This window comes from Massilia phosphatilytica, assembly GCF_977014125.1.
The window spans coordinates 1-7,229 of the sequence record NZ_CDRNIL010000122.1 but is presented as its reverse complement, the minus strand read 5'-3'; the positions used below and the strand labels follow the sequence as shown (position 1 = coordinate 7,229).

Sequence of the window (7,229 nt, the reverse complement as noted above, 5' to 3'; positions counted from 1 at the left end):
TGTTATGTTCGTATTTACTTCGTTCAGTTACGTATTGCTAAGGTTAAAACGGAGGAGTTAGTTGGATGATCCAGCACCTGATCGCGCCAGCGCGGCCGGCGCCGATACGTGGCACTGAGCGCCACCCCAGCCCGGGCCGCGGCGCAGAATAAGGTCGACTAGGTCGCCAAGGGTCTGGATACCTTCTTCCTTGAGCGACCGAGCAGTCTTGGGCCGGAACCACTGTGCCACCGGTTGCGCCCGGTTCGGCGTCGGCTTCGGTAGATCGGCCGCCGCGATGAGGATGTCGAGCGCCTTCTTCGTGATGGCGCCGCCTTGCCGCGCACCCTTCAGGATTTCGGCAAAGGCTGGGTTGTGCTCGATAGCGCGTTCGATGAGGGCGTTTCGCATGTCGATCAGCCAGCGCTCCAGGCCTTGCTCGACCTGCGGACTGTCCTCGGCGTAGTACAGGTCGGCGATGCGCTGGACTGGAATCTTCTGCACATAGGCGCGCAGGGCTGTGTAATCGGTGCGGTTGAAGGCCAATTCGGGCAGTGCGATGTCGGTATGCTGCACCATATTTACGCTCCCGGCGCTTCGGGTGGAGCCTCTGCCCGCGCTTCCCCCTGTTCATGGCGCAGGTCCGCCGTGAACGACTCGACGATAAGGCGAAGGATCAGCCACCAGGCATAGACACCATGCTCGCCTTCACACAGGCTACTGTCGGCCATGCCGTGCGCCACAGCATTGCGCAGGTTCGGTCCTTCCTGCTCGCACATGATCGAGCGGATGGTGAAGGTGAGGTCGTCGTCGAACACCTCGATCATCTGCGGGCGCTGCACCAGGGTCGACAAGCCGGCCTCCATGTCGAGTCCGTCCGCATCATGTGTCGTCGTGTCGGGCTCCCGCGTCCTGCAGCGCGACCCGCACCATGTGTTCGAACTGCGGCACCAGGATGTGGATCGCCTGTACGTAATCGCCGCAGTACCCCGCATACAGTCCCTTGGCCACGACGTCGACGCGGTCGCGCGGCACGAGGCCGGCGTTCGCCGCCAGATGGAGGAAGTCGAGCGGAGTCAGGTAGGACTCCAGCTGCATCGCCTGCAGCGCGGGCCTGATCATGCCGTACGCCGTCATCGCCGCGATCTCGCAGCAGGCTTTGGTGGCGCGGGCGGCCACTTGGGACGCTTCCGCGGCGGCGCCATTGTCGGCACCGAAGCGTCGAGCGATCGCCCGGCCGTCGCCGGCGAGCGTGACGCCACCGAACAGCCGCCCGACAAGGCTCTGGTTGACCAGCTGCTGCGCCTCCTGATAAAGCGATTCGCGCTTCGGGAAAGGGTGGAGGGTACAGAACGCCAGCAGGGCATTCATTGGCGTTTTTCCCTGTACGCGCTGCACTGCGTGTCGAACAAAGTCCGTCAGGTCGATCCTCGGACCGGGGATGCCGCGCGATCTCACGCCAGCGCCGGCCGTCCGGCTCTGGCCACGCTTGACCCGGGAGCTCGGCGATGATTTGCCTCCACGCGGTGCGCGACCCGGTGCGCGCTAGCGTCCGTTGAAGAAAAAGTGCCCCATCTTGTGAAGTAAAAATGCCGCACGGCGGCGGCAGGGCGCTTCGGCCGACCGCCGACGAACAACCGAGACCAACCCAGAGCCGAACTTCAGACGGGTCGTTCGTACTGGGCTTGAAGGTCGGCGATCAAAGATACAAGGCCCCTCGACCGAAAGGCCAACGAAGGTTTCACTCTCGATTGTGAGTTGTCCTCCAGGACCTACCGCCGCCCACTGATGAATGTCCTGGGAGCCTGCTACACAATTCCATTGGTCTCGAACGGCGTATCGAAGATCATCCAATGCCCTTTTTCAAACGAGCGAAGGCGACTTCGTCGTATTCATCTCCAACTACCATTTTTCGCTTGCATAGGTTGTGTTCCATAATGCGCTGCGAGGATTCGAACGTCTGCTCCTGGCCCAGGCTGTGTAAAAACAGAGGTCCAGGTAAACGGAACCGGTCCAGTAAACGTTGAGCCAATATCTCATCAATACGGATGCGACATGAAGCGCTTTATCGAAGGCGAGGATCGAGGACAAGGTCTCCCATGCGTTAATGGACAGACACGGGCTGCGGCCGGTTGCTTACGAGCTCTGGCGACGGTACGTCGGATATTGGTAAAACTGTTTCCGTTGCCACTTGTGTAGGCCTAATCTGCGAACAGCGTCGAGATAATCGACCGAATCCACACGTTCGGCTCGTCCTTGTGGAACTTCCGATGCCAGTGCTGCTTCAGGTCGAATTGCGGAATTTCCAACGGCGGCTGAATCAGGCGGATGTTCGCGACTTGCGCGAATGACGCTCCGACTGCATGCGGCACCGTCACAAGCAGATCGGTGGAGGCGATGATGAAGGGAATCGACATGAAGTGCGGCGTCGACAATACGACGCGCCGCTCGATCTTGTGCTTCGCCAGCAACTGCTCGAAGATTTCCTGGCTTCGTCCTTCGGCGCGGATGACAGCGTGACCGAAGCGCAGGAAATCCTCCATCGATATCCGTTCTCCCTTGATTCTGTGCTTGGCGTTGAGCAGGCTGATGAAAGAGTGCGTGAACAGGCGTTGCTGGAAGAAGTTGCGGGCCTTCAAATCCGGGAAATAGCCGATCGCGAGGTCGATCTCTCCGGATTCCAGTCCCGCCGCGATCTCCTCCGGCGGCAGCGTGACCGAGCGCACTGTGGCGTACGGCGCATGTGTCTGCAGATACGCCAGCAACTTGGGCAGGAAGGTCATTTCGCCGATATCGGACAGCGCGAACGTAAACCTGCGCGTCGTCGATGCGGGTCGAAGCGCGCACTCGCCAGCACGTCGGCTTTCACCCGCGTCAGGATATCCCGTGTCGGTCCCAGCAGTGCGACAGCGCGCGGCGTTGGCGACATGCCATGTGAGCCGCGCACGAACAATTGATCGCCCAGCGCTGCACGCAGCTTGTTCAGGGCAATGCTTACCTTGGGCTGGCTCCACCCGAGGCGCAGCGCAGCGCGGCTGACGCTGCGCTCCTCCGCGATCGCCAGCACGACCGGCAGCAGGTTGAGGTCGAGCTCAGTTTCCATGCTCATATCTAGATTTCGAATAAACGTTATTCCATGAATTGCCTCTAGATATAACACAAACGACCTATGATTGCATGACTGTTGTACCGATATCGTCAGGACCCGGTTCAGTAAGCGGGCTACGAAGTAGACCAGACAAGACGCTGCATAACAGATAACAGGAAAGGAGACGAACATGTTCCCACTCAACCAATGGTACGTCGCCGGGTTTTCATGGGAGTTGCAGGACAAGCCGCTGGCCAGGACGCTGCTGAACCAGAACGTCGTGATGTTCCGTACCGGCGCCGGTGTCGCCGCCGCGCTCGAGGACCGTTGCTGCCACAAGTCGCTGCCACTGTCCTGCGGAACGGTCGAGAACCGTGGCGTGCGTTGTGGCTATCACGGCCTGCTGTTCGCGCCGGACGGCGCGTGTGTGGAGATCCCGGGACAGGAGCGTATTCCGGCCAAGGCGAGGGTCAAGTCGTATACGCTGGTCGAGAAGGATCGGATCCTGTGGATCTGGATGCCGCTGGAGGAGGGCGGCTTGCCGACCGACGATGCGCCGGACTATTGGGTGCACAACGATCCACGCTATACGGTCAAGGGCGACGTGTTCCACTACGACGCACCCTGGCAGCTGATTCACGACAACCTGCTCGATCTTAGCCATCTCGGTTATGTGCACCTGAAGACCATCGGCGGTAACGCAGCGATTCACATGAACGCGCAGCTGAAGGTGGAAGGCAGCGGCGATCAGGTCCGCGTGCTTCGCTACATGCCCGACTCGGCGCCGCCGCCCACTTACCTCGGCGCCTGGCCCTTCAAGGACAAGATCGACCGCTGGCAGGAAGTCGAATTCAACGTCAGCCACCTGAACATCTGGACAGGCGGCGCCGATGTCGGCACCGAAGACATGAGCGATCCCCAGCGCGGCGGCTTCCACATGCGCGGCTTCCATGCGGTCACGCCGGAAACCGATACCACGGCCCACTACATGTGGACCATGGCGTCGAACCATCACCCGGACAAGCCGGACGTCAGCCGGATTGTCTACGAGCAAACGGCCCTGACGTTCCACGAAGACAAAGTCGTTATCGAAGCCCAATACGAGAATCTGAAACGTCACCCCGGTGCGGCCCAGATCGACATCCACGTCGACGTTGGCCCGAACCGCGCCCGTCGGGTCATCGAACGTTTGGTCAAGCAGCAAATCCAGACAGTCGCGGCCTCTCCCGCACCGGAACAGCAAGGCCGCACTGTAGTCGCCGCACCGGCCCGTGCCGGCCAGGCCTGATCGTGCTCGTTCGCCCAACGGTATCGCACAGGTAATCCCTCGCTCACACGTTCACCCATGACCATCCATACCACCATCCAGGCGAAGGTGCTCGCAAAACGTCCGGAAGCGGAAGACATCGTCGAGTTTCGAGCTCGCCAGCGTCGATGGCGCGCCGCTTCCGCCATTTTCGGCCGGCTCGCACATCGACGTGCAGGTCGCCCCCGGCCTGGTCCGTCAATATTCGCTCTGCAACGATCCGTCCGAGCGTCACCGCTATCTGATCGCAGTCCTGCGCGATCCCAATTCTCGCGGCGGTTCCCGGGCCATCCATGACAGTGTCAACGTCGGCGACATCGTGCAAATCAGTGCGCCCAAGAACCACTTTCCGCTGGCGCCGGCGTCCCGTTACCTGCTGCTCGCCGGCGGTATCGGGGTTACGCCAATCCTTTGCATGGCGGAGCGGCTGGCCAACGGCGATGCCGACTTCACGATGCACTATTGCACGCGGTCGCGGTCACGCACCGCATTCAGGCAACGCATCCTTGAGTCGTCATTCGCCGGGCGGGTGCAGTTCCACCATGACGACGACGCCGACGTGGAGAAATTCGACATTGGTGCAGTCTTGCGAGCCGCTACGCCAACCACCCACTTGTACGTTTGCGGACCGGCTGGTTTCATCGATGCCGTCACGAGTGCAGCGAAGGCGCATGGATGGACGGGCGATCGCGTGCACCTCGAGTATTTCGGCGCTGCGCCGCAGAAGGACAGCGCCGATGGATCGTTCGAAGTCAGGATCGCCAGCACCGGGCAGGTCATCGGCGTGCCGGCCGGCGTGTCGGTGACACAGGCTCTCGAGACACACGGCATTGCCATTCCCACCTCCTGCGAACAAGGCGTGTGCGGTACTTGTGTCACGAGGGTGCTCGAGGGAAAACCGGAGCACCGCGACCATTACTTGACCGATGAGGAGCATGCCGCGAACGACCAGTTCACGCCGTGTTGTTCACGTGCCAAGACGCCGTCACTACTCCTCGACTTGTAAGCGGCCGCCGGGCCGCCTACGGGCCTGCGCGAGAACATCGCCTGCTCGCCGTCATGTCGCGCTCGAGCAAGCTATGTCTCGCTCAGGATAGTCGGAAACGATGGTTCGATTACGCTGAGGGAATCTGAAGGATCGCGCCGCCGCCATCGTCTATCCAGCCAGCGAAGCGGCCCGCGTAAAGATCGCCATTTGTACTCTAGTCACCGAAGGAAGCTCATATGAATACCCCAAAAAAATGGATTCGTCAGGAAATCGAATGCCCTGGATCCCCATAAGGATTACGTGCGGATCTGGCAGTTGTGCAGCGGCTACGGCGGCAACGATTTTATCAACAACCTGATGTACACCCTTACCTTCCCCAATTTCATCGTATCCGATTACGGGTCGGAGGTCGTCTGGCGTGACGACGGCGGCAAGGTCCTGCACCGGGCAGGGTCCCGTGTGGAACAAACGCAGAATGCGAACGCGTTGTGGTGGTGGTATGGCCCGCACGACGAACGTACCAAGAAGTCGGTCGACAGCATCAACAGGCTCCATGCGTACTGGGCCGGCAAATATCCCGGCGTGTTTTCGCACAATGTGGACTATGTCTACGTCTTCGCCTATACGGCCGTGGCCATGCATCGCCTGCGGCTGCAGATGGGCGCCCCCGGGATCTCGGAAAAAGAACAAATCGCAGCGCATAAGTTTTGGGGTGAAATGTCCAAGCTCTTCGTCGCCGAGAACAATGTTCCGATTCATGGCTATCCGGACGACTTCGCAGGACTGGTGAAACTCTGCGAGGACTACGAAAATACCCCACGTCCCAAGCCTGAGCGTACGAACCTTGTCACGACCGCGATTCACGAACAGTTCGTGTTCCGCTTCTTCCCCGAAGAACTGCATTGGCTTGGCCACCAGCTTGGTGCGGAGCTTGACGCTGCCGACGACGCTCGAGGCGGCGTCGATCGATGCACCGTATCCACCGGCAAAGGAAGTCCTGCCGAAATTCATGGGTTTGATATTCTGGTATCTCGAGAATATGCTGGACGATCCGCCACGCAGCTATATCGAAGAGCGGGAAGCGATGAGCGACCAGGCCCGCGAGAACCTGAAAGCCACGATTAAGGAGATGGACAGGAAATTTGCTCCGCATTTCGTGTCCAAATATAAGGACGATCCGAAATTCATGGGCTGCCCGTTCCATGCTGCCATGGGTGCAGAAACGAAGACCTCTCCCACCCCTGTGGATATCGACAAGATCGAGGCAACCGCCATCGGTGATGCCAAGTAAATAGTTTCACGACCGTCGGCCCTTCGATACCCGCATGAACCGAAGGGCCGAATGAATTCTCATCCTGCGTTACAGGGACTCAGTTGCGCCGGTATCGCATGGCACCAGGATCGTGGCCGTCAAGCCGCCACCAGCGCGGTTGGCCAGCCTCACGTCGCCATCCATGCCCTGCACGAGCCAGCGGGCGATACCCAGACCCAGGCCAGTTCCGCCGTGGTTGCGGTGGCGGCCGTGGTCGAGACGAACGTACGGCGTGAATAGCTTCGCAAGCGCTTCGTCGGGCACGCCCGGCCCCCGGTCGCGCACCTCGATCGCGACCTGTTCGTTCACTGTAAGCACGTTGATTTCCACTTCTTCGCCGTAGTGCAGGGCGTTGTCCAGCAAATTGCCGATCGCTCGCTTGAGCGCGAACGGCTTGGCGCGCACACGCAGGTCCGTGCCGCCGTAGCGCACGACGTGGCCCGCAAGGCGGACGTCACGCACCATGCGGACCAGCAGCGTGTGCAGTCCGACGGACGTGGAGTTCTCGTGGATGCTGCTGTCACGGACGTTCTGTAGGGCCGCCTTGAGCATCATG

7 protein-coding genes and 2 pseudogenes are annotated in these 7,229 nt (G+C 60.5%); 4 read left to right on the top strand and 5 right to left on the bottom strand.

Going from position 1 to position 7,229, the window contains the following annotated elements; translation table 11 throughout:
* Positions 1–57: 57 nt before the first annotated feature.
* From ACWNCF_RS04230 to ACWNCF_RS04215, 4 genes and pseudogenes are all read right to left on the bottom strand, one after another.
* Entirely contained in the window at positions 58–558 is a 501-nt protein-coding gene (locus ACWNCF_RS04230) for a phage integrase family protein (protein WP_449406139.1), read from the bottom strand.
* Between the two features lie 2 nt (positions 559–560).
* The gene (locus tag ACWNCF_RS04225; RefSeq protein WP_449406138.1) at positions 561–845 is read right to left on the bottom strand and encodes a DUF4209 domain-containing protein; all 285 of its coding nucleotides are present in this window, start codon (positions 843–845) and stop codon (positions 561–563) included.
* Between the two features lie 16 nt (positions 846–861).
* Complete coding sequence (locus ACWNCF_RS04220) at positions 862–1,350, bottom strand: hypothetical protein (protein ID WP_449406137.1); 489 nt, start codon at positions 1,348–1,350, stop codon at positions 862–864.
* 830 nt (positions 1,351–2,180) lie between these two features.
* Positions 2,181–3,088: pseudogene (locus ACWNCF_RS04215) on the bottom strand (LysR family transcriptional regulator).
* Between the two features lie 169 nt (positions 3,089–3,257).
* Between ACWNCF_RS04215 and ACWNCF_RS04210 the strand changes: the two are divergent.
* From ACWNCF_RS04210 to ACWNCF_RS04195, 4 genes and pseudogenes are all read left to right on the top strand, one after another.
* Entirely contained in the window at positions 3,258–4,355 is a 1,098-nt protein-coding gene (locus ACWNCF_RS04210; RefSeq protein WP_449406136.1) for a Rieske 2Fe-2S domain-containing protein, read from the top strand.
* A 57-nt stretch (positions 4,356–4,412) separates the two neighbouring features.
* Positions 4,413–5,379 (top strand): annotated as a pseudogene (locus ACWNCF_RS04205) (PDR/VanB family oxidoreductase).
* Positions 5,380–5,661: 282 nt separating this feature from the next.
* On the top strand, positions 5,662–6,486 hold the full coding sequence (locus ACWNCF_RS04200) for a hypothetical protein (RefSeq protein ID WP_449406141.1): 825 nt from the start codon (positions 5,662–5,664) through the stop codon (positions 6,484–6,486).
* Positions 6,446–6,652: a hypothetical protein gene (locus ACWNCF_RS04195; protein WP_449406140.1), complete on the top strand. Its 207-nt coding sequence runs from the start codon at positions 6,446–6,448 to the stop codon at positions 6,650–6,652. Before ACWNCF_RS04200 ends, ACWNCF_RS04195 begins: the two co-directional genes overlap by 41 nt.
* Positions 6,653–6,721: 69 nt before the next feature.
* Here the strand turns inward: ACWNCF_RS04195 and ACWNCF_RS04190 are convergent.
* The coding region (locus tag ACWNCF_RS04190) for a sensor histidine kinase (RefSeq protein ID WP_449406135.1) at positions 6,722–7,229 on the bottom strand (508 nt) is incomplete at its 5' end.

Excerpts from the sequence above, each read along its gene's own strand:
- ACWNCF_RS04220 (WP_449406137.1), bottom strand. The coding sequence starts at position 1,350 with ATGAATGCCCTGCTGGCGTTCTGTACCCTCCACCCTTTCCCGAAGCGC.
- ACWNCF_RS04230 (WP_449406139.1), bottom strand. The coding sequence starts at position 558 with ATGGTGCAGCATACCGACATCGCACTGCCCGAATTGGCCTTCAACCGC.
- ACWNCF_RS04195 (WP_449406140.1), top strand. The coding sequence starts at position 6,446 with ATGAGCGACCAGGCCCGCGAGAACCTGAAAGCCACGATTAAGGAGATG.
- ACWNCF_RS04225 (WP_449406138.1), bottom strand. The coding sequence starts at position 845 with ATGGAGGCCGGCTTGTCGACCCTGGTGCAGCGCCCGCAGATGATCGAG.
- ACWNCF_RS04210 (WP_449406136.1), top strand. The coding sequence starts at position 3,258 with ATGTTCCCACTCAACCAATGGTACGTCGCCGGGTTTTCATGGGAGTTG.